16 protein-coding genes and 2 pseudogenes are annotated in these 20,260 nt (G+C 72.9%); 14 read left to right on the top strand and 4 right to left on the bottom strand.

All coding sequences use genetic code 11. The annotated features are described in order from the left end of the window. The first annotated feature begins 213 nt into the window (after positions 1–213). The 5 genes from AB0F62_RS23680 to AB0F62_RS23660 are packed head-to-tail and all read left to right on the top strand — an operon-like array spanning position 214 to position 6,033. A complete protein-coding gene (locus tag AB0F62_RS23680) occupies positions 214–1,374 on the top strand; it encodes an ABC transporter substrate-binding protein (RefSeq protein WP_361802405.1) in 1,161 nt (386 codons plus the stop codon). Positions 1,375–1,382: 8 nt separating this feature from the next. Beyond that, a complete protein-coding gene (locus AB0F62_RS23675) occupies positions 1,383–2,279 on the top strand; it encodes an ABC transporter permease subunit (RefSeq protein WP_361802533.1) in 897 nt (298 codons plus the stop codon). After that, positions 2,267–3,100: an ABC transporter permease subunit gene (locus AB0F62_RS23670; RefSeq protein ID WP_361802402.1), complete on the top strand. Its 834-nt coding sequence runs from the start codon at positions 2,267–2,269 to the stop codon at positions 3,098–3,100. Before AB0F62_RS23675 ends, AB0F62_RS23670 begins: the two co-directional genes overlap by 13 nt. A gap of 7 nt (positions 3,101–3,107) precedes the next feature. After that, positions 3,108–4,202 carry an ABC transporter ATP-binding protein gene (locus AB0F62_RS23665; RefSeq protein ID WP_361802399.1) on the top strand — a complete coding sequence of 365 codons (1,095 nt, stop codon included), beginning with the start codon at positions 3,108–3,110 and terminating at the stop codon, positions 4,200–4,202. A gap of 49 nt (positions 4,203–4,251) precedes the next feature. Further along, entirely contained in the window at positions 4,252–6,033 is a 1,782-nt protein-coding gene (locus tag AB0F62_RS23660) for an HAD-IA family hydrolase (RefSeq protein WP_361802396.1), read from the top strand. A 37-nt stretch (positions 6,034–6,070) separates the two neighbouring features. On the opposite strand, the gene AB0F62_RS23655 is transcribed toward AB0F62_RS23660, so the two are convergent. Together AB0F62_RS23655 and AB0F62_RS23650 are read right to left on the bottom strand one after the other, a co-directional pair. Further along, complete coding sequence (locus AB0F62_RS23655) at positions 6,071–7,909, bottom strand: bifunctional serine/threonine-protein kinase/glutamate ABC transporter substrate-binding protein (RefSeq protein ID WP_361802393.1); 1,839 nt, start codon at positions 7,907–7,909, stop codon at positions 6,071–6,073. 115 nt (positions 7,910–8,024) lie between these two features. Beyond that, positions 8,025–9,008 (bottom strand): TAXI family TRAP transporter solute-binding subunit, encoded by a 984-nt coding sequence (locus AB0F62_RS23650; protein ID WP_361802390.1) that lies wholly within the window; start codon positions 9,006–9,008, stop codon positions 8,025–8,027. A gap of 249 nt (positions 9,009–9,257) precedes the next feature. Here AB0F62_RS23650 and miaB point away from each other — a divergent pair, with 249 nt between their 5' ends. Genes miaB through AB0F62_RS23635 form a run of 3 tightly spaced genes read left to right on the top strand, consistent with a single transcriptional unit; the run spans position 9,258 to position 11,824 of the window. Continuing rightward, positions 9,258–10,748 (top strand): tRNA (N6-isopentenyl adenosine(37)-C2)-methylthiotransferase MiaB, encoded by a 1,491-nt coding sequence (miaB, locus tag AB0F62_RS23645; RefSeq protein WP_361802530.1) that lies wholly within the window; start codon positions 9,258–9,260, stop codon positions 10,746–10,748. Positions 10,749–10,773: 25 nt separating this feature from the next. Beyond that, positions 10,774–11,103 carry a hypothetical protein gene (locus AB0F62_RS23640; protein ID WP_361802387.1) on the top strand — a complete coding sequence of 110 codons (330 nt, stop codon included), beginning with the start codon at positions 10,774–10,776 and terminating at the stop codon, positions 11,101–11,103. Between the two features lie 25 nt (positions 11,104–11,128). Continuing rightward, positions 11,129–11,824 (top strand): hypothetical protein, encoded by a 696-nt coding sequence (locus tag AB0F62_RS23635; RefSeq protein ID WP_361802385.1) that lies wholly within the window; start codon positions 11,129–11,131, stop codon positions 11,822–11,824. Between the two features lie 106 nt (positions 11,825–11,930). Here AB0F62_RS23635 and AB0F62_RS23630 read toward each other — a convergent pair whose 3' ends face one another. Next, positions 11,931–12,170 carry an antitoxin gene (locus AB0F62_RS23630; protein WP_361802382.1) on the bottom strand — a complete coding sequence of 80 codons (240 nt, stop codon included), beginning with the start codon at positions 12,168–12,170 and terminating at the stop codon, positions 11,931–11,933. Positions 12,171–12,278: 108 nt separating this feature from the next. Between AB0F62_RS23630 and miaA the strand changes: the two genes are divergently transcribed. From miaA to hflX, 6 genes and pseudogenes are all read left to right on the top strand, one after another. Next, positions 12,279–13,220, top strand: coding sequence for a tRNA (adenosine(37)-N6)-dimethylallyltransferase MiaA (gene miaA / locus AB0F62_RS23625; RefSeq protein WP_361802379.1), 942 nt, complete (start codon positions 12,279–12,281; stop codon positions 13,218–13,220). A 99-nt stretch (positions 13,221–13,319) separates the two neighbouring features. Then, positions 13,320–13,796, top strand: coding sequence for a hypothetical protein (locus tag AB0F62_RS23620; protein ID WP_361802527.1), 477 nt, complete (start codon positions 13,320–13,322; stop codon positions 13,794–13,796). A 16-nt stretch (positions 13,797–13,812) separates the two neighbouring features. After that, positions 13,813–14,691: a diaminopimelate epimerase gene (gene dapF / locus AB0F62_RS23615; RefSeq protein ID WP_361802376.1), complete on the top strand. Its 879-nt coding sequence runs from the start codon at positions 13,813–13,815 to the stop codon at positions 14,689–14,691. A 152-nt stretch (positions 14,692–14,843) separates the two neighbouring features. Continuing rightward, complete coding sequence (locus AB0F62_RS23610; protein ID WP_361802373.1) at positions 14,844–16,979, top strand: HD domain-containing protein; 2,136 nt, start codon at positions 14,844–14,846, stop codon at positions 16,977–16,979. A gap of 72 nt (positions 16,980–17,051) precedes the next feature. Then, the gene (locus AB0F62_RS23605; RefSeq protein ID WP_361802370.1) at positions 17,052–18,536 is read left to right on the top strand and encodes a M1 family metallopeptidase; all 1,485 of its coding nucleotides are present in this window, start codon (positions 17,052–17,054) and stop codon (positions 18,534–18,536) included. A 142-nt stretch (positions 18,537–18,678) separates the two neighbouring features. Next, positions 18,679–20,169 (top strand): annotated as a pseudogene (gene hflX / locus AB0F62_RS23600) (GTPase HflX); the annotation flags it as partial. Positions 20,170–20,176: 7 nt separating this feature from the next. Here the strand turns inward: hflX and AB0F62_RS23595 are convergent. Beyond that, positions 20,177–20,260 (bottom strand): annotated as a pseudogene (locus AB0F62_RS23595) (Rieske (2Fe-2S) protein); the annotation flags it as partial.

Raw genomic sequence — 20,260 nt, 5'->3', positions numbered from 1 at the left:
GCCGATCGCGCGCACGGGTTTCCGGCATCCCGGGCCTCTCACCAGGTGCTTGGCCGAAAAGGGACGACTGCCCTCTGCAAGCTTGCCGAGGTTTTCCCGCTGTTTACGGAAAGGCCATTGACGCACGGCCTACTGAAGGCCAACTTGTTCGGACAAGTTGAAGCGCTCCCCGACCTCCCTGCCCTCAGGACAACTTCCCTCCAGGAGACTTCCGTGCCCGCGTCCCTCCCGAAGGCGGCCGCTCTTGCCGCCGGCCTGGCCGTGACCGCGCTGGCTCTCAGCGCCTGCGGTTCGGCCCCCACCACGCAGACCTCCGCCGACGGCAAGAACGGCAAGAGCGCGGCCACCGCGACCTCCGCCGAGGAATTCGGCGGCATGGACGCCCTGATCGCCGCCGCCAAGAAGGAGGGCACGCTCAACGCGATCGCCCTGCCCCGCGACTGGGCCAACTACGGCGCGCTGATCGACGGCTTCACCAAGAAGTACGGCATCAAGATCCAGAACGAGACCCCGGACGCCTCCAGCCAGGACGAGATCAACGCCGTCACCTCCCGCAAGGGCCAGGACCGCGCCCCCGACGTCCTCGACCTCGGTGCGGCCTTCGCGATCAGCGGAGCGCAGCAGGGCCTGTTCGCCCCCTACAAGGTCGCCTCCTACGACGACATCCCGGCCGCCCAGAAGGACGCCCAGGCCCGCTGGTACAACGACTACGGCGGCTACGTCTCCATCGGCTGCGACGCCAAGCGCGTCAAGAACTGCCCGACCACCTTCGCGGACCTGCTCAAGCCCGAGTACAAGGGCCAGGTCGCGCTGAACGGCAACCCGACCAAGTCCGGTTCGGCCTTCGGCGGCGTCTACGCGGCGGCGCTGGCCAACGGCGGCTCCTTCGACGACATCCAGCCCGGTATCGACTTCTTCGGCAAGCTGAAGAAGAACGGCAACTACAACCCCGTCGAGTCCACCCCGGCCACGGTCGAGAAGGGCGAGACCCCGATCAGCATCGACTGGGACTACCTCAACGCCGGTTACGCCGAGGAGTTCGCCAGCAAGGGCGTGGACTGGAAGGTCGCCGTCCCCAGCGACGGCGAGTACGCCCAGTTCTACGCGCAGGCGATCAACAAGGACGCCCCGCACCCGGCGGCCGCCCGCCTGTGGCAGGAGTACCTCTACAGCGCCGAGGGCCAGAACCTGTGGCTCGCCGGCTTCGCCCGCCCCGTCCTGATGCCCGCCATGGACAAGGCCGGCACGCTCGACAAGGCCGCCGCCGCCAAGCTCCCCGCGGTCAGCGGCACCCCGTCCTTCCCGACCGACGACCAGCAGAACAAGGCCAAGGGCGTGCTCGCCCAGGGCTGGGGCAAGGCCGTCTCCGGATGACCGACCCGATGACCGCCACCGCGGCGCCCGTCGCCGCCGCTGCCGGGGCCACCGCCCCGGCGCGGCGGCGCTCGGCCGGCTGGCTCGCGGTGCTCCCGCTGCTCGTCTTCGTGGCGATCAGCTTCGGGGCCCCCGCGGTCGCCATGATCAACGGCGCCTTCACCGTCAAGGACCCCGCGACCGGGGCCTCCTCGTACACCACGGCCAACCTGACCACCTCCCTGCAGGGCGCCTACCTGACGGCCCTGTGGGGCAGCGTGAAGCTGTCCGGGCTCTCCGCCGCCATCGGCGCGGTGCTCGGGCTGCTGCTCGCGCAGGCCGTGGTGACCTCGCGGTTCCGCGCGCTGCGCGAAGCCGTGCTCACCGCTTCAGGCGTGCTCGCCAACTTCGGCGGGGTGCCGCTGGCCTTCGCCTTCGTGGCGACCCTGGGCAACGCGGGCGTCCTCACCCGCCACCTGGGTCTCGCCGACCACGGCTGGAGCCTCTACAGCTTCTGGGGCCTGGTCATCGTCTACCTCTACTTCCTCATCCCCCTCATGGTGCTCACCGTGACCCCGGCACTGGAGGGGCTGCGCGTCCAGTGGCGGGAGGCCGCCCAGAACAACGGCGCCACCACCGGCCAGTACTGGCGGCACGTCGCCCTGCCCGTGCTGGCCCCCTCGCTCCTCGGCGGCCTGGTCCTGCTCTTCGGCAGCGCCTTCGCCGCCTACGCCACCGCCGCGGCGATGGTCGGCAGTTCGGTTCCGCTGATCACCCTGCAGATCGCCGACGCCATCTCCGGCAACGTCCTGGTCGGGCAGGAGAACGTGGCGCTCGCCCTGAGCCTCGACATGATCGTCGTCGCCGGCCTGGTCATGGCGGTCTACCTGCCCCTGCAACGACGGAGCGCGCGATGGCTGGTCTGACGGACACACGGATCCGGCCCTGGCGCGGCATCGTCCTCGCCGGTGCCGGCCTCTACTTCCTGGTGCCGCTGGCGGCCTCCGTGATCTTCACCGTGGACGTCCCCGGCCAGGGCATGACCTTCGACGCGTACGGGCAGATCCTCAAGGCGGAGGGCTTCACCTCCAGCCTGCTGCTCTCGCTGGAACTCGCGGCAGCCACCATCGCCGTCGTCCTGCTGCTGATGGTCCCGGCCATGGTGTCCCTGCGGCTGTCCGCGCCCCGGCTGCGCCCGCTGGTCGAGGTGATCTGCTCGCTGCCCCTGGTCGTGCCGCCGATCGCGCTCGTCGCGGGGGTCAGCAGCGTGCTGCGCTGGGGCCCCGAGCACCTGGCCACGACGCCCTTCTTCCAGACCTTCGTGGCCATCCAGAACCCCTCCTTCCCGGTCGTCCTGGTGCTCACCTACGTCGTGATGGCGCTGCCCTTCGTCTACCGCGCCCTGGACGCCGGACTGCGGGCGGTGGACGTTCGTACCCTCGTCGAGGCCGCCCGCTCCTGCGGCGCGAACTGGCCCGCCGCCCTGATCCGGGTGGTGCTGCCCAACCTGCGCGGGGCGCTGCTCAACGCCTCCTTCCTCACCCTCGCCCTGGTCCTCGGCGAGTTCACCGTCGCCCAGCTGCTGGGCTTCCAGCCCTTCGCGGTGTGGATCGTCACGGTCAGCGGCTCGCAGGCACAGCTGTCCGTCGCCGTCTCGGTGCTCAGCCTGCTGGTCACCTGGGTGTTGCTGCTCATCCTGGCCGCCGCCGGCGGACGCCGCCCGACCTCATCCGCCTCCCGGAAGTGACCGACAGATGACCGACACCTCCCCCGCCCCGGTCGCCGATGCCGTGACCGCCGCGAGCAGCGGCGCCACCGTCGAGTTCCGGGCCCTGCGCCGCTCCTTCGGAACCACCACCGCCCTCGACGGGCTGGACCTCACCGTCCGGCCCGGTGAACTCCTCGCCCTGCTCGGCCCGTCCGGCTGCGGCAAGACCACCGCGCTGCGGATGCTCGCCGGCTTCGAGCACCCCGACTCCGGCCAGGTCCTGGTCGACGGCAAGGACGTCACCAAGATCCCCGCCCACCGCCGCGACGCGGGCATGGTCTTCCAGTCCTACAGCCTCTTCCCGCACCTGAGCGCCGCCGACAACGTCGCCTTCGGGCTGCGCATGCGCAAGGTCGGCGCCGCCGAGCGGCGGACCCGCGCCGCCGAACTGCTCGAGCTCGTCGGGCTGCCGGACCACGCGAGCCGCTACCCCCACCAGCTCTCCGGCGGCCAGCAGCAGCGCGTGGCCCTCGCCCGAGCCCTGGCGCTGCGGCCGCGCGTCCTACTGCTGGACGAGCCGCTGAGCGCGCTGGACGCGAAGGTGCGCACCAACCTGCGCGAGGAGATCCGCCGGCTGCAGCGCGAACTCGGCATCACCACGCTCTTCGTGACGCACGACCAGGAGGAGGCACTGTCCATGGCGGACCGCGTCGCCGTCATGAACTCCGGGCGGCTGGAGCAGTGCGCCGCCCCCGCCGAGCTGTACGACCGCCCGGCCACCGCCTTCGTCGCCGAGTTCGTCGGCACCAACAGCAGGCTGCCGGGCCGGCTGACCGACGGCGGCCAGGTCGAGGTCCTCGGCCGGCGGCTCCCCGCCCAGGGCGAAGTGCCCAACGCCACCGAGGTGGACGTCCTCGTCCGCCCCGAAGCGGTGCGCGTGGCGGCCGACGCCGAGGGCGACGCCCGCGTGGTGGCGACCGCCTTCCTGGGCGCCGTCACCCGGGTGACCGTGGCGCTGCCCGACGGCACCACCGTCAAGGCCGACCTGGCCAGCGCGGACGCCGCCGCCCTCCCGCCCGGCGCGACCGTCGCCGTGACCCTGCCCGACCGGCCCGTCCTGGTCACCGCGCGCGCCGTCTGACCCCGACCGCACCTCCCATCCCCCCACACCCCCGATGAAAGAGAGCCCCGTGACCCATCCCCCGCACCACCCGCTCCAGGCCGTCCTGTTCGACATGGACGGCACCCTCGTCGACACCGAGGGACTGTGGTGGGAGGCGGTCGCCGAGGTGGCCGCCGGGCTGGGGCACGTACTCGGCGACGCGGACGTGACCGAGGTCCTCGGCCGCGCCGTCGAGCACACCGCCGCCCACCTGGCGAGCACGACCGGGACGGCGACCGGCGCCGACGAGCTGGCCGCCGTCCTGCACCGGGAGTTCGCCGAGCGGGTCCGCGCCCGCACGGTGCCGCGCCCCGGGGCGCTGGAACTGCTGGACGAACTCGCCCGGAACGACGTGCCCATCGCCCTGGTGTCGGCGTCCCCGCGCGAGGTCGTGGACATCGTCCTGGGGGTGCTCGGCCGGGATCGCTTCGCCGTCTCCCTCACCGCCGACGACACCCCCCGCACCAAGCCCGCCCCCGACCCCTACCTCGCCGCCGCCCGCGCCCTCGGCGTGGACCCCGGGGCGTGCGTGGCGGTCGAGGACACCCCGACCGGTGTCGCCTCCGCCGAGGCCGCCGGCTGCCGGGTGCTCGCCGTGCCGTCCCTGGCACCCATCGCCCCCGGCGCCGGGCGCGCCGTGCTCGGCAGCCTCGAGCGGGCCGGCGTCTCCGTGCTGCGGGCCCTGGTCGCCCGGCCGCCGTCCTTCCTCGTGCCCGCCTTCACCAGCCGCCGCGCCCGCGTCGGCGAGCCGTTCCGCGCCACCGTGGCCGGACTGCTGCGCGGCGCCCCCGTGACGTACGCCAAGAGCGCCGGCCCGGACTGGGCGCGGGTGTCCGCCGACGGCACGGTCACCGGCACCCCCGACGTGCCGGGCGACGCCGAGGTCGCCGTCACCGCCACGGACGCCGAGGGGCGCGCCGACACCGTCACCGTGCGCGTGCCGGTCGTCGCGGCAGGCGAGCCCATGGTGCGGGAACTGCGCGTCATGAGCTGGAACCTGTGGCTCGGCGGCACCCGTGTCGACGACCACCGCGACAAGCAGCTGCGGATCCTGCTCGACGCGGACGTGGACGTCGTCGGCCTGCAGGAGACGGCCACCCACTCCGCCAAGGAACTCGCCGAGGCGCTGGGCTGGGACCACCACCAGGCGGGCGACAACCTCGGCGTCATCAGCCGCTACCCGGTCGTCTCCCGCCACGGACTGCCCGCGAGCCCGTTCTACGGCGGCCTCGGCGCCACCGTCCGGCTCGACGAGGGCCACGACGTCACGCTGTGGAGCGCGCACCTGAACCACACCCCGTACGGCCCCTACGACGCACTCCACGACCGCCGGCCGGTCGAGGCGCTCCTCGAGCACGAGGCCGCCTCGGGGCGCCTGGCGCAGATCCGGGAGATCCTGGGCGACATGGCTGGCGACCTCGCCGCGCGCGACACCACCCCGGTGGTGCTCGTCGGCGACTTCAACGCCCCGTCCCATCTGGACTGGACCGCCGAGGCGGCACCCCTGCACGGCGGTTACGGCCCCGTGCCCTGGCCGGTCACCCTCGCCACCGAGGACGCCGGGCTGCGCGACTCCTACCGTGAGGCCCACCCGGACCCGGCGCGCGACCCGGGCAGCACCTGGTCCCCGGTCAACCCGGAGCCCGAGCCGCAGGACCGGATCGACTACGTGCTCTACGCCGGGCGGGGCCTGCGGGTGCTGGACGCCACGACCCTGGTCACCGGGGAACCCCGTCCCGAGCCGCACGTGGCGGGCAACGAGTGGCCCTCCGACCACGCCGCCGTGGTCACCACCTTCGCCCTGGACTGAACGGGCGGGCCCGCGCGACCGGTCCGGTCGTGCGGGCCTATTCGCACTCGCTCATCTCGTCCGGGCGCGGGCGCTGGTCCGCCAGATTCTGGGAGGCCAGCGGCTTGAGGTGCTTGACGTACGACGCGCGCCAGGCGCCCGAGGAGATGTCCTCCTTGATGGCGTCGCATATGGCGTGCTTCAGCTCGGGCTCGTTCTGTTGCAGCCCCACGCCGTACTCCTCGGTGCCGAAGGGGACTCCCAGCAGGCGCAGTTGCTTGGTGTGCTGGGCGCGGTAGCCGGCCAGGATGATGTCGTCGGTGGACACGGCGTCGACCTTGCCCTTGAGCAGTTCGTCGACGCAGAGCCCGTACGAGACCTGCTGCTCGGTCTTTATCTGCGGGTACTGCGTGCGAAGCCGTTCCGCCGGCGTCGAGTCGGTGACGGTGCAGACCTCGCGGCCGAACAGGTCCTGCACGCTGTTGACGGAGGCGTCGCTACGGACGAGGAAGTCCTGGCCGGCTTGGTAGTAGGGGCCGGCGAAGGCGACCTCCTTCTTGCGCTGCTCCGTGATCGAATAGCTGGCCACTATGTAATCGACGTAGCCGGCATTCAGGAAGTACTCGCGGGACTGGGTGTCCACGACCGTGAACTGCACCTTGTCGAAGCCCAGATGCCGGGCGATGGCCCGAGCGAGGTCGATGTCGAAGCCCTCGTAGCCGTCCTTGGCGGTACCGGACTCCTCACTGAGGCCCGGCTGGTCCTTCTTGACTCCCACGATCAGGTAACCGCGTTCGCGCGCCGTCCTGATGGTCGCCGAGGCCGAGAGGTCCGGTCCCTCGTCCCGCATCCGGTCGACGGTGAACCAGCCGCCCGCCGCCAGGATCGCGAGGGCGACACCGCCCGCCGCCAGCGTGTACCAGCGACGGCGCCACGTCCGTGTCCCGGGCCCGTGCAACGGCGGCGGAGCGGCGCCGGGGTCGGTGGGACGCGGCTCGGGCAGGGCGCTCGCGTCCGTCTGCGTGGCGTCGGGGTCGTAGTCGGAGTGGACGCCGACCGGGAACTGCGGGGTCTCCTGCGCCACATGCTGCAGCAACTGCTCGGCGCGCTCCGCCGACAGCCGCGCCTCGGGGTCCTTGACCAGCAGCCCGACGATCAGCGGGCGCAGCGGCCCCGCGTGACCCATCGGCGGCGGCTCTGCCGTGCGGACCGCCTCCAGCACCTCGTACGGCGTCGGGCCGCGGAAGGGGGCCCGGCCCTCGACCATCTCGTACAGCGTGACGCCCAGCGACCACAGGTCCGCGGCGGGCGTCGGCGTGAGCCGGTTGGCCAGTTCCGGCGCGAGGTACTGCGGGGTGCCGACGGTCTCGTGCAACCGCGTCACCTGGGCCGCGCCCTCGAAGGTGGCGATCCCGAAGTCCATCAGCACCGCCCGCCCGTCCCGGCGGAACAGGATGTTGTGCGGCTTCACGTCACGGTGCAGGACCCCCGCCGCGTGCACCGCGCGCAGCCCGCGCAGCACCTCCAGGCCGATCCGCGCCGCCTGCAGCGCCGGAATCCTGCCGTGCTCGCGCAACTGGTCGGCCAGGGAGTGCGGGTTGACCTGCTCCATGACGATCCAGACCTGGCCGTCGGCCTCGATCACGTCGTGCACGGCGACCACGTGCTCATGCCCGATCCGGGCGATGGCCTGCGCCTCCCGGCGCGCCCGCTCCACCCACTGGGCCTGCGTCTCCGGGTCCAAGGCGCCGCGGAACAGCAGCTCCTTGACGGCGACCTGGCGGCTGAGCCGGTTGTCGTACGCCTCCCACACCACGCCCATGCCGCCGCGCCCCAGCTGCCGGCGCAGCTCGTAGCGGTCGCCGATGAGGGTGTGCGGCATACCCCCAGAACTCATGCGTGTTCCCCCATAGGTACGTGGTCCGCTACAGGTTAGGGGGCTCTGACCGGGATGAACATCGTCCCCGGGACGGGAGCGGATCACATGTCGGGCGGAACGTCCCGTACCGGCCCTAAGGCTTCACGGATCGGTAGTAGCGCTCGGCGCCCGCGTGCAGCGGCAGCGGATCGGTGAAGACCGCCGTCCGCAGGTCCACCAGCTGGGCGGCGTGCACCTCCTGCCCGATCCGGTCACGGCTGTCGATCACCGTCCGGGTGAAGCGGTCCACCAGGCCGGTGTCCGTCCGGTCGGTGGTGATCAGCAGGTTGGCCACCGCGATCGTCTGCACGACGCGGCCGCCCTGGATCATCGGGTACGCGTCCGCGGGCATGACCGCCTGCCGGTAGAACGTCGACGCGTCGCTCTCCGCGTGCAGCCGGGCCACCAGGTCGCCGAGCTGGACCAGCTTCACATCGGTGGTCTCCGCCAGATTCGCGATGGTCTTGGTCGGCAGTCCGCCCGACCAGAAGAACGCGTCCAGCTTCCCCTCGCGCAGCATCTCGGGCGCGCGGTCGATGCCCACCGCCCGGCGCCGCACGTCCCCGGGCTCCCCGAGGTCCGCGGCCTCGAGCAGCCGTTGCGCTATCAGGTTCACCCCGGAGCTCGGCTGGCCGACCCCCACCCGCAGCCCGCCCAGGTCCTTCGCCGACCGCACCGGGGAGTCGGCGGGCACCACGAGCTGCATGTAGTCGTCATAGAGCCGGGCGCAGGCACGCAGCCGCTCCGCGCCCGGGCCGTCGTAGTCGGCGACGGCGTCGGCCGCGGCGATCGCGAAATCGGCCTTGCCGGTCGCGACCCGCCGGACGTTGTCCACGGACCCCTCGGACCGCACCAGGCGTACCGGCACCCCGGGCAGGTCCGTCCGCAGATAGGGCTGCAGCCGCTTCCCGTACGTCTCGTACACGCCGTTGCGCGCACCCGTGGCGAAGTCGATCCGGTCCTTGGGGTACGAGGGCCCGTCGGAGGGCAGCACCCACCACAGCAGCAGCGCGACCGCCGCCGCCACCGCCAGCACGGCCTGCACGGCCCGGCGTCTGCCGATACGGGGGAGCTCCATCACCGCGATAGTGCCAGGCCCGGCGCCGCACTGGCCAGCGTCGTCCGGCCGCGCCCGGCTCCCGGACGTCCCGGCCCGTCCCACGGTGGACACCCGCCCGGGGGCGAACCCCTGCGCCGGCGGCAGACCACGCCGCCCCGGGGACCGGACGGCGGCTGCCGCCCGATGCCGCCCGCGCGGGGGCGGGCGGGGGCACGGGTGCGCGCGGCGCGCCCTTACCCTGGATGGGTGCAGCGTGAAGAGCAGGGTGTGAAGAGCTACGAGATCCGCACCTACGGGTGCCAGATGAACGTCCACGACTCCGAGCGGCTGGCGGGCCTCCTGGAGGCGGCCGGCTACGTCCGCGCGCCCAAGGGCGAGGACGGCACGGTGTCCGCAGATGTTGTCGTCTTCAACACCTGCGCGGTCCGGGAGAACGCCGACAACCGCCTCTACGGCAACCTCGGCCGTCTGGCGCCCCAGAAGGCGGCCCGGCCGGGCATGCAGATCGCCGTCGGCGGCTGCCTGGCGCAGAAGGACCGCGACACGATCGTCAAGAAGGCCCCCTGGGTCGACGTCGTCTTCGGCACCCACAACATCGGCAGCCTCCCGGTGCTGCTGGAGCGCGCGCGGATCGCCGAAGAGGCGCAGGTCGAGATCGCCGAGTCGCTGGAGACCTTCCCCTCCACGCTGCCGACCCGGCGCGAGTCGGCCTACGCGGCCTGGGTGTCGATCTCGGTCGGCTGCAACAACACCTGCACCTTCTGCATCGTGCCCGCGCTGCGCGGCAAGGAGAAGGACCGCCGCCCCGGCGACATCCTCGCCGAGGTCGAGGCGCTGGTGGCCGAGGGCGTCATCGAGGTCACCCTGCTCGGCCAGAACGTCAACGCCTACGGCTCCGACATCGGCGACCGCGAGGCCTTCAGCAAGCTGCTGCGCGCCACCGGGAGGATCGACGGCCTGGAGCGCGTGCGCTTCACCTCGCCGCACCCCCGCGACTTCACCGACGACGTGATCGCGGCCATGGCCGAGACCCCGAACGTGATGCACCAGCTGCACATGCCGCTGCAGTCCGGTTCGGACGCGGTGCTGCGCGCCATGCGCCGCTCGTACCGGCAGGACCGCTACCTCGGCATCATCGAGAAGGTGCGCGCCGCCATGCCGGACGCCGCCATCTCCACCGACATCATCGTGGGCTTCCCCGGCGAGACCGAGGAGGACTTCGAGCAGACGCTGCACGTGGTGCGCGAGGCGCGTTTCGCGCAGGCCTTCACCTTCCAGTACTCCAAGCGCCCGGGCACCCCCGCCGCCGAGATGGAGGGACAGGTCCCCAAGGCGGTCGTCCAGGAGCGCTACGAGCGGCTGGTGGCACTCCAGGAGGAGATCTCCTGGGCCGAGAACAAGAAGCAGGTGGGCCGCACCCTGGAGGTGCTGGTCGCCGAGGGCGAGGGCCGCAAGGACGACGCCACGCACCGCCTGTCCGGCCGCGCCCCCGACAACCGCCTGGTGCACTTCGCGCCGCCCGCCGAGCCGGTCCGCCCCGGCGACGTGGTCATGGCGGAGATCAGCTACGCGGCGCCGCACCATCTGCTGGCCGAGCGCCCGGCCTTCGGCGTCCGCCGTACCGCCGCGGGCGACGCCTGGGAGCGGCGCACCTCGGCCGCCGCCGCCAAGCCGGCCGGTGTCATGCTGGGGCTGCCGACGATCGGCGCACCTGCGCCGGTGCCGGCGGCGGCCGCACCAGGGTGCGGCCTGGACTGACCGGAGCGGGAGCGGGGGGACGTACATGGCGCGTTGGGGGCTGTTCGTCGAGGAGACCGTGGGCAGCGGCGAGGGCAAGCACTGGGAGTTCGAGCTCCTCGGGCATGCCGACGGCACGCGCGAGGAGGCGCTGCGCACGCTGGAGGAGACGGCGCTGGCCTACCGCCCCCGCAAGCCGTTCAAGGTGCGGCGCAGCCGGCTGTACCGCTCGGGGGAGGGATTCGTGCAGGTCAACGAGGGCGTGACCACGACCTACCTCTGCCGTTTCACGGTGGCCGAGCTGATCCGCGACAGCAAGGACCCGAAGGTCGCCGCCATGGCCGAGCCCTGGGACCGCGTGCCCGAGGGCTTCTGAGGCGGCGGACGGTAGGGTTCCGATCATGCTGGTCGCCGCCGCCGTCTGCCCCTGTCCGCCGCTGTTGGTGCCCGACGTCGCGTCGGGCGCCGCGCCGGAACTGGACCCGTTGCGGGCCGCCTGCGCGGACGCGCTGGCCGTCCTCGCCGCCGCGCGCCCCGATCTGCTGGTCGTGGTGGGCGCGGGGGAGTCCGCGCACGTCTGGGAGGGCGGCGGCACGGGCACGCTGCGCCCGTACGGGGTGAACCTGACGATGCGGCTGGGCGACGGCCGGGACCCCGAGCCGCTGGCGCCCTCGCTGACCGTCGCGGCCTGGCTCCTGGAGGAGGCGCGCTCCGCCGCCCCCCTGCACGCCTGTGCCGTGCCCGCGCACGCGCCCGCGGCCCGGATGCTGGAGCTGGGACGGGGCCTGGCGGAGCTGGCCGACCGGGTGGCGCTGCTGGTCATGGGCGACGGCAGCATCTGCCGTACGGTCAAGGCGCCGGGCTACCTCGACGAGCGCGCCGAGCCCTTCGACGCCTCGGTGGCGCGCGCCCTGGGCGCCGCCGACGCCGGAGCGCTGGCGGCGCTGGACGCCGACCTCGCGGCGGAGCTGGGGGCGGCCGGACGGGCCCCCTGGCAGGTGCTGGCGGGAGCGGCGGAGGACGCCGGACTCGGCGGCGAGCTGCTGTACGACGAGGCGCCCCTGGGCGTCGGCTACTTCGTGGCGGCCTGGTCCTAGCCGTCCGCGGGACGGCCGCCCCGGCGTCCCGCGCCCGGGCGCGCAGCCGCGGGCCGCGATGGGGAGGAGCGGGGCCCGGTCCCGGCCGTGCGGCCCGGTCCCGTCCTCAGGGCGTGTCCTTGGTGCCGCCCTCCTTGAGGTGCTCCATGGCGTCCTTGGTCTTGTCCACACCCTTGTGGATCTTTCCGCTGTACTTGTGCTTGGTCTTCTCGTCGACCGTGCGCGCGACCTTGTCCAGCCGGGACCCGATCGCCTCGCCGTGGTGCTCCATGAAGTCCCCGGCCTTGGCGCCGGCCCTGGCCTTGGCGTGCTCGGCCTTGGCCTTCAGCGTGTCCTTGAGGCTCATGCGTCACCGTCTCCCGTGGGTGCCTTTGCCGGAAATAACCCGTTTCCCGTAAAGATCTTACTCGTCCACCGGTGAATCCGCGCCGCCGGGATTTGCGAAACTGTGGACGTGAAGAACGACGTCCCCCACGTGATCGCCGTCGTCGGCCCCACCGCGGCCGGCAAGTCCGATCTCGGTGTCGCCCTGGCCCACGCCCTCGACGGCGAGGTGATCAACGCCGATTCCATGCAGCTCTACCGCGGCATGGACATCGGCACCGCCAAGCTCACCGAGGAGGAGCGGCAGGGCGTGCCGCACCACCTGCTCGACATATGGGACGTCACGCAGGCCGCCAGCGTCGCCGAGTACCAGCGGCTGGCCCGCGCCGAGATCGACCGGCTGCTGGCCGCCGGCCGCACCCCCGTCCTCGTCGGCGGCTCCGGACTCTACGTCCGCGCGGCCATCGACGCCCTGGACTTCCCCGGCACCGATCCGGAGGTGCGCGCCCGGCTGGAGGCCGAGCTCGACACGCTCGGTTCCGGGCCGCTCCACGCCCGCCTCGCCGCCGTGGACCCGGAGGCGGCCCGCGCGATCCTGCCCAGCAACGGCCGGCGGATCGTCCGCGCGCTGGAGGTCGTGGAGATCACCGGTCGCCCCTTCACGGCGAACCTGCCCGGTCACGACTCCGTGTACGACACCCTCCAGATCGGCGTCGACGTTCCCCGCCCCGAGCTGGACGAACGGATCACGCTGAGGGTCGACCGCATGTGGGAGGCCGGGCTGGTGGGCGAGGTGGCCGCCCTGGAGGCGTCCGGACTGCGCGAGGGGCGCACGGCCTCGCGGGCGCTCGGCTACCAGCAGGTGCTCGCCTCGCTGGCCGGGGAGTGCACCGACGCGGAGGCGCGCGCCGAGACCGTGCGCGCCACCAAACGCTTCGCGCGCCGCCAGGATTCGTGGTTCCGCCGGGACGGCCGGGTGCACTGGCTCACGGGCCGCGGACGGGAACTGGTCGACCAGGCGCTCGCCCTGCCGGGCCCCGCCCGGTCGGGCGGTCACAGCCTGATCACGTGATGGCATCGGGACGCCCCAGCGGCACTTGACGCCTCTTCGACCGTGCCATCATCGAGCATCAGAGCTACGGTGTCGGACTTCTTGGGAGGGCGCGTGGCGATGGAAGCCGGCCCTCGCAGCGGACCGCAGCCGGAACGCTCCGAGCGCACCTCCGGCGAGGAGCCCGAGTCGCGCGACCAGCTCGTGGTCGACGGCCCCCTGGAGGACCCGCTGGACCCGCAGACCCTCGTGGAGGAGGAGCAGTCCTTCCGCGAGCTGCGCCCCGAGCGGCGTCTGCGCGTGTGGCAGCTCGCCCCGATCGTCGCCCTCGGTGTGCTGGGCTCGCTGATGTTCGCCTTCCCGCTGGCCTTCGAGACCGGGGACGGCGGCGCGGTCGTCGCCATGCTCGGCCTGCTGCTGGGCTGCTGCGCCGCGGGCTGGGGCATCATGGCCGCCCGCCGGGTCGGCTACACCTGGCCGGGGCTGCCCGCCCGCGGTTCCGGGCGCCGTCCCGACTGGCGCTTCGTCGCGCTGTACACGGCGGTCACCGTGGTGCTGGCGCTGCTCGCCTTCTGGCGGGTCGCCCGCCTGCGCTGACCCGTAGACTCGGCGCATGACCACCGCGGTACCGCAGGGCCTGCCCTTCCTCAAGGGTCACGGCACGGAGAACGACTTTGTGATCATCCCCGACCACGACGGGGTCCTCGACCTGACCGCGGAGGCCGTCGCGCGCCTGTGCGACCGCCGCGCCGGGATCGGCGGCGACGGGGTGCTGCGGGTCGTGCGGTCGGCCAGGCACCCGGAGGCGGCCGCCATGGCCGCCGAGGCCGAGTGGTTCATGGACTACCGCAACAGCGACGGCAGCATCGCGGAGATGTGCGGCAACGGCGTACGGGTCTTCGCCCACTACCTCGAGCGCGCCGGGCTGACCGGCGCGGGGGACCTGAACGTCGCGACCCGCGCGGGCGTACGCCGGGTGCACATCGACAAGGACGGCGACATCACCGTCGACATGGGCCGCGCGGCGCTTCCCGCGGGCGAGGTCGAGGTGGCGGTCGGCGAGCACCGCTGGCCGGCCCGCAACGTGAACATGGGCAACCCGCACGCCGTCGCCTTCGTCGGCGACCTCGCGGACGCGGGCAAGCTGGTGGACCCTCCCGCCTGGGCGCCCGCGGCCGCCTACCCGGACGGCGTGAACGTGGAGTTCGTCGTCGACCGCGGCGAGCGCCACGTCGCCATGCGGGTCCACGAGCGCGGCTCCGGCGAGACCCGGTCCTGCGGCACCGGGGCCTGCGCGGTCATGGTCGCCGCGGCCCGGCGCGACGGCCGCGACCCGGCCGTGACCGGCAGCCCCGAGACGTACCGGGTCGACCTGCCGGGCGGCACCCTGGTGATCACCGAACGTCCCGACGGCACCGTCGAGATGACCGGACCCGCCGTGATCGTCGCCGAAGGCGTCATCGATCCGGCCTGGCTCGGCGAGCGCGGCTGAGGATACCCCCTCCAAGGGCCCGGTATTCGCTCGAACGGGTGATGCCGATCACGCTGGGCGAGAGTGTGGCAGCGGCACGTGATGGGCTCGGTAGCATCAAGCACCGGCACGGAAGCCATCCCGCCGGTGGGTGACGCTGCCGGAGGTGCCGCATGAGACCGGACAACGCAGTGGAGACCGCCCCGGGCGCCGCAGCACGCAGGCGCATCCCCCGGACCGCGGATCTGCGCCGGCTCGGACGCGCGGCCCTGCTGGGCCCCGGCGGCCGCGCCGGCCGGCTGCCGGACGCCATCGAGCACATCGCCAAGGTGCACCGCGACCGACATCCCGGCGCGGACCTCGCCATCCTGCGCAAGGCGTATGTGCTCGCCGAGTCCTCGCACCGCGGGCAGATGCGCAAGAGCGGCGAGCCGTACATCACACACCCGCTCGCCGTGACCCTCATCCTCGCCGAACTCGGCGCCGAGACCACCACGTTGACCGCCTCGCTGCTCCACGACACCGTCGAGGACACCGATGTGACGCTCGACCAGGTCCGGGACGAGTTCGGTGAGGAGATCCGCTTCCTGGTCGACGGCGTCACCAAGCTGGAGAAGGTGGACTACGGCGCCGCCGCGGAGCCCGAGACCTTCCGCAAGATGCTGGTCGCCACGGGCAACGACGTCCGCGTCATGTCCATCAAACTCGCCGACCGGCTGCACAACATGCGCACCCTCGGCGTCATGCGCCCCGAGAAGCAGGCGCGCATCGCCAAGGTCACCCGGGACGTGCTGATCCCGCTCGCCGAACGCCTCGGCGTCCAGGCGCTGAAGACCGAGCTGGAGGATCTGGTCTTCGCGATCCTCCACCCCGAGGACTACCTCCACACCACCGAACTGATCCTGGAACACGCCGCCGTGCCGGATCCGCTGGCCGCCGTCGCCGAGGACGTCCGCAAGGTGCTCCGCGAGGCCGGCATCAGCTCCGAGGTCGAGGTGCGGCCCCGGCACGTGGTCTCCGTGCACCGGGTCCGCCTCAAGCGCGGCGGCGCGCAGCCCGGCGGCAGCGATTTCGGGCGCGTGCTGATCCAGGTCGCGGAGGACGCGGACTGCTACGCCGTCCTCGGCGAGCTGCACACCTGCTTCACCCCCGTCATCGCGGAGTTCAAGGACTTCATCGCCGCGCCCAAGTTCAACCTGTACCAGTCGCTGCACACCGCCATCCGCGACGGCGACGGACGCATCGCCGAAATCCTCATCCGCACACGGCAGATGCACCATGCCGCCGAGGCCGGGGTCATCGCGCTCGGCAACCCGTACGCCACCGCCGCCACCGCCGACTGTGCGGACGGCGAGGAGGGCGAGCGCGCCGACCCCACCCGGCCCGGCTGGCTCGCCCGGCTGCTGGACTGGCAGCGCGAGGCACCCGATCCGGACTTCTTCTGGAGCACCCTGCGCGACGAACTCGCCCAGGACCGCGAGATCACCGTCTTCTCCGCCGACGGCGGCACCGTGGGCCTGCCCGACGGGGCGACCTGTACCGACGCGGCCTATGCGCTGCACGGCGAGGGCGCCCACGCCTGCGTCGGGGTACGCGTCAACGGCCGCCTCGCGCCGCTCGGCACCCTCCTGAGGGACGGCGACACCGTCCAACTGCTGATGACCGACGCCACCGACGGGGACGGCTACGGGCCCTCGCCCGAGTGGCTGGAGCACGCCCGCACCCCGGCCGCCCGCATCGCCATCGCCCGCTGGCTGGAGGCCCACCCGGCCCCCGCCGCCGAGGACGAGCCGGCCGCCCCGGCCGTCCGCGCCGCCGCGATGACCGCGCGCAGGGCCGCGGAGCCGCTCGCCGACACCGATCCGCCCGGCGCCGCCGTCCGCATGGCCCGCTGCTGCACCCCCGTGCCGCCGGACGGGATCACCGGTTTCCCCATTCGCGGCGGCACCGTCGCCGTGCACCGCAGCCAATGCCCCGTCGCCGCCCGCATGGCGGCCTCGGGCCGCGCCCGGGCCGCCGTCCACTGGCGCTCCGACGCCCCCGCGACCGGCCACCGGGCCACCCTCTACGCCGAGGCGCTCGGCCGGCCCCGACTGCTCGCCGATCTCACCGAGGTGATCGCCACCGAGGGCGTCGCCATCGTCTACGCCGCCGTGGAGCCCCCGCAGGAGCACCGCGTACGCCACACGTACACCGTCGAACTCCCCGACCCGGGAGCGCTGCCCGCCCTCATGCGCGCGATGCGCGCCGTCCCGGGGGTGTACGACGTGTACCGCGCCCAGGAGCCCGTGGCCGCCGCGCAGCCGTAGCGGAGTACCCGATCGGGTGGGGTGCTGACGCGCCGCCTTCGGGCGGGCACGGTGCGCTGATAGCGGTATCCCATGATCGGATCCTTTGTGCGCCGTGCCGGCATCACCGCGGCGGCCGTGGTCGCGCTCGCCGCGGCCGCCCTGCCCGGCGACACGACGCCCGCGGGGCTCGGTGACCGGCTCTACCCCGACCTCGGCAACCCCGGGTACGACGTCTACGACTACGACATCTCCTTCACCTACCGGGGCAACGACAAACCCCTCGACGCGGTGACCCGCGTCGACGCGCTCGCCACGGACACCCTGGACCGCTTCCACCTCGACTTCCGCGGCGACGTCCGGTCCGTCGAGGTCAACGGCCGCCGTGCGGCCTTCACCACCTGGCGCGAGGAACTGGTCGTCACCCCCGCCGTCCCCGTCCCCCGGGGCGACCGCCTGCGGGTGACCGTCGTCCACACCAGCGACCCCGTGGTCAAGGGCGACACCGGCTGGATCCGCACCAAGGACGGACTGGCCATGGCCAACCAGGCCGCCGCCGCCCACACCGTCTTCCCCTGCAACGACCACCCCTCGGACAAGGCCCGTTTCGCCTTCCACGTCACCGCCCCCGGCGATCTCACGGTCGTCGCCAACGGCCTGCCCGAGACCGCCGTCCGCAAGGGGCCCATGACGACCTGGAACTACCGCACCGTCCATGTGATGGCCACCGAACTCGCCCAGGTCTCCATCGGCCGCTCCGCGATCCTGCGCCGCACCGGCCCGGGCGGCCTCCCGCTGCGCGACGTCGTCGGCGCCGCCGACCCCGACCGGGCGAAGCTGGAGAAGCGCCTGGCGATGACCGCCGGCCAGATCGCGTGGATGGAGGAGCAGGTCGGTCCGTTCCCGTTCGAGACGTACGGCATCCTCAGCGCCGACACCGTCACCGGATTCGAGCTGGAGACCCAGACCCTGTCGCTCTTCGAACGGCGTGTGCTGCTGGCCCGGGAGGCCGACGCGGCGCCCGTGATGGTGCACGAACTGGCCCACCAGTGGTTCGGCGACAGCGTCTCGCCCGCGACCTGGTCCGACCTGTGGCTCAACGAGGGCCACGCCACCTGGTACCAGTGGCGCTACGCCGCAGAGCACTACCGCGAGCTCACGGTGGAACGGCTCGCCAAGGCCGCCTACGGCGCCGATGCGCGCATGCGCCGCGACGGCGGTCCGCCCGCCGCCCCCAAGCCGCCCGGCGCCGACGGCAAGCTCGGCATCTTCCGCGGCAACGTCTACTTCGGCGGGGCGCTCGTCCTGTACGCGCTGCGCCAGGAGATGGGCGCCGACGCCTTCCAGCGACTGGAGCGGGTCTGGGTCGTCCGGCACCGCGACGGCGTCGCCTCCACCCGGGACTTCATCGCCCTCGCCTCCGAGACCGCCGGCCGCGACCTGGGCGGCTTCCTGCGCGCCTGGCTCTACGGGCCCACCACGCCCCCGATGCCCGGCCACCCCGACTGGAAGCGTTCCGTACCCGCCAAACCGGTGCACGGTCACGCGCACCGGCGCACGGCGGGGAAAGTCGCGTGACCGGGCGGCGACGGGCGTGCGACCATCTACCTACGGCGACGGCGCGGCCGGACCGGGGGAATTCTCCGGACCCGCGCGGCGTTGTCTCCGTACGAGGGGCCGTGTGCCCCCGTTCCCGTCGATCTTCCGAGCAAAGGATCCAATGACCTCCTCTTCCTCCTCTTCTTCTGCCCGCAGCCGCCAGCGCCTCCCCGAGAGCCTTCGGGCCGACGCCCTGATGGAAGAGGACGTCGCCTGGAGTCACGAGATCGACGGAGAGCGTGACGGCGAGCAGTTCGACCGCTCCGAGCGAGCGTCGCTGCGCCGCGTCGCGGGCCTCTCCACCGAGCTCGAGGACATCACCGAGGTCGAGTACCGCCAGCTCCGCCTGGAGCGGGTCGTGCTCGTCGGGGTGTGGACGGACGGCACGGTCCAGGACGCCGAGAACTCCCTCGCGGAGCTCGCCGCCCTCGCCGAGACCGCCGGCGCCCTCGTCCTGGACGGCGTCATCCAGCGTCGCGACAAGCCGGACCCGGCGACCTACATCGGTTCCGGCAAGGCCCAGGAGCTGCGCGACATCGTCATGGAGAGCGGTGCCGACACCGTGGTCTGCGACGGTGAGCTCAGCCCCGGCCAGCTCATCCACCTCGAGGACGTCGTCAAGGTCAAGGTCGTCGACCGCACCGCGCTGATCCTCGACATCTTCGCCCAGCACGCCAAGAGCCGCGAGGGCAAGGCCCAGGTCTCGCTCGCGCAGATGCAGTACATGCTGCCGCGGCTGCGCGGCTGGGGTCAGTCGCTCTCCCGGCAGATGGGTGGCGGTGGCTCCGGCTCCTCGGGCGGCGGCATGGCCACCCGTGGTCCCGGTGAGACCAAGATCGAGACCGACCGGCGGCGCATCCGCGAGAAGATGGCCAAGATGCGCCGGGAGATCGCGGAGATGAAGACCAGCCGCGATCTGAAGCGCCAGGAGCGCAAGCGCCACAAGGTGCCCTCGGTCGCGATCGCCGGCTACACCAACGCCGGCAAGTCCTCGCTGCTCAACCGGCTCACCGGAGCGGGCGTCCTGGTGGAGAACGCGCTGTTCGCCACCCTGGACCCGACCGTGCGCCGGGCCGAGACCCCCAGCGGGCGGCTCTACACCCTCGCGGACACCGTCGGATTCGTCCGGCACCTGCCGCACCACCTGGTCGAGGCGTTCCGCTCCACCATGGAGGAGGTCGCCGAGGCCGACCTCATCCTGCACGTGGTGGACGGCTCGCACCCCAACCCGGACGAGCAGCTCGCCGCCGTGCGGGAGGTCTTCCGCGACGTCGGCGCGCTGGACGTGACCGAGATCGTGGTGGTCAACAAGGCGGACGCCGCCGATCCCGTGGTGCTGCAGTCCCTGCTGCGCCGCGAGAAGCACTCCATCGCCGTCTCCGCCCGTACCGGGCGGGGCATCGCGGAGCTGCTGGCCATGATCGACGAGGAACTGCCGCGGCCCGCGGTCGAGATCGAGGCCCTGGTGCCGTACACCCGCGGCGCGATCGTCGCCCGCGTCCACGCGGACGGCGAGGTGCTCTCCGAGGAGCACACCGGCGAGGGCACGCTGCTCAAGGCACGGGTGCACGACGAGCTCGCGGCCGAACTGGAGCCGTACGCGCTCGCCGCACGCCGGCCGACACCGGCACGCCGCCGAGCTCGACACGCTTGGGCGTGTCCTCCTCGAGCTCGCTCAGCGCGCAGGCGCGGACGAAGCCTTC

This window comes from Streptomyces sp. NPDC026673 (genome assembly GCF_040638135.1).
Lineage (GTDB): Bacteria > Actinomycetota > Actinomycetes > Streptomycetales > Streptomycetaceae > Actinacidiphila.
This window is presented reverse-complemented; position numbering and strand designations above follow the sequence as displayed.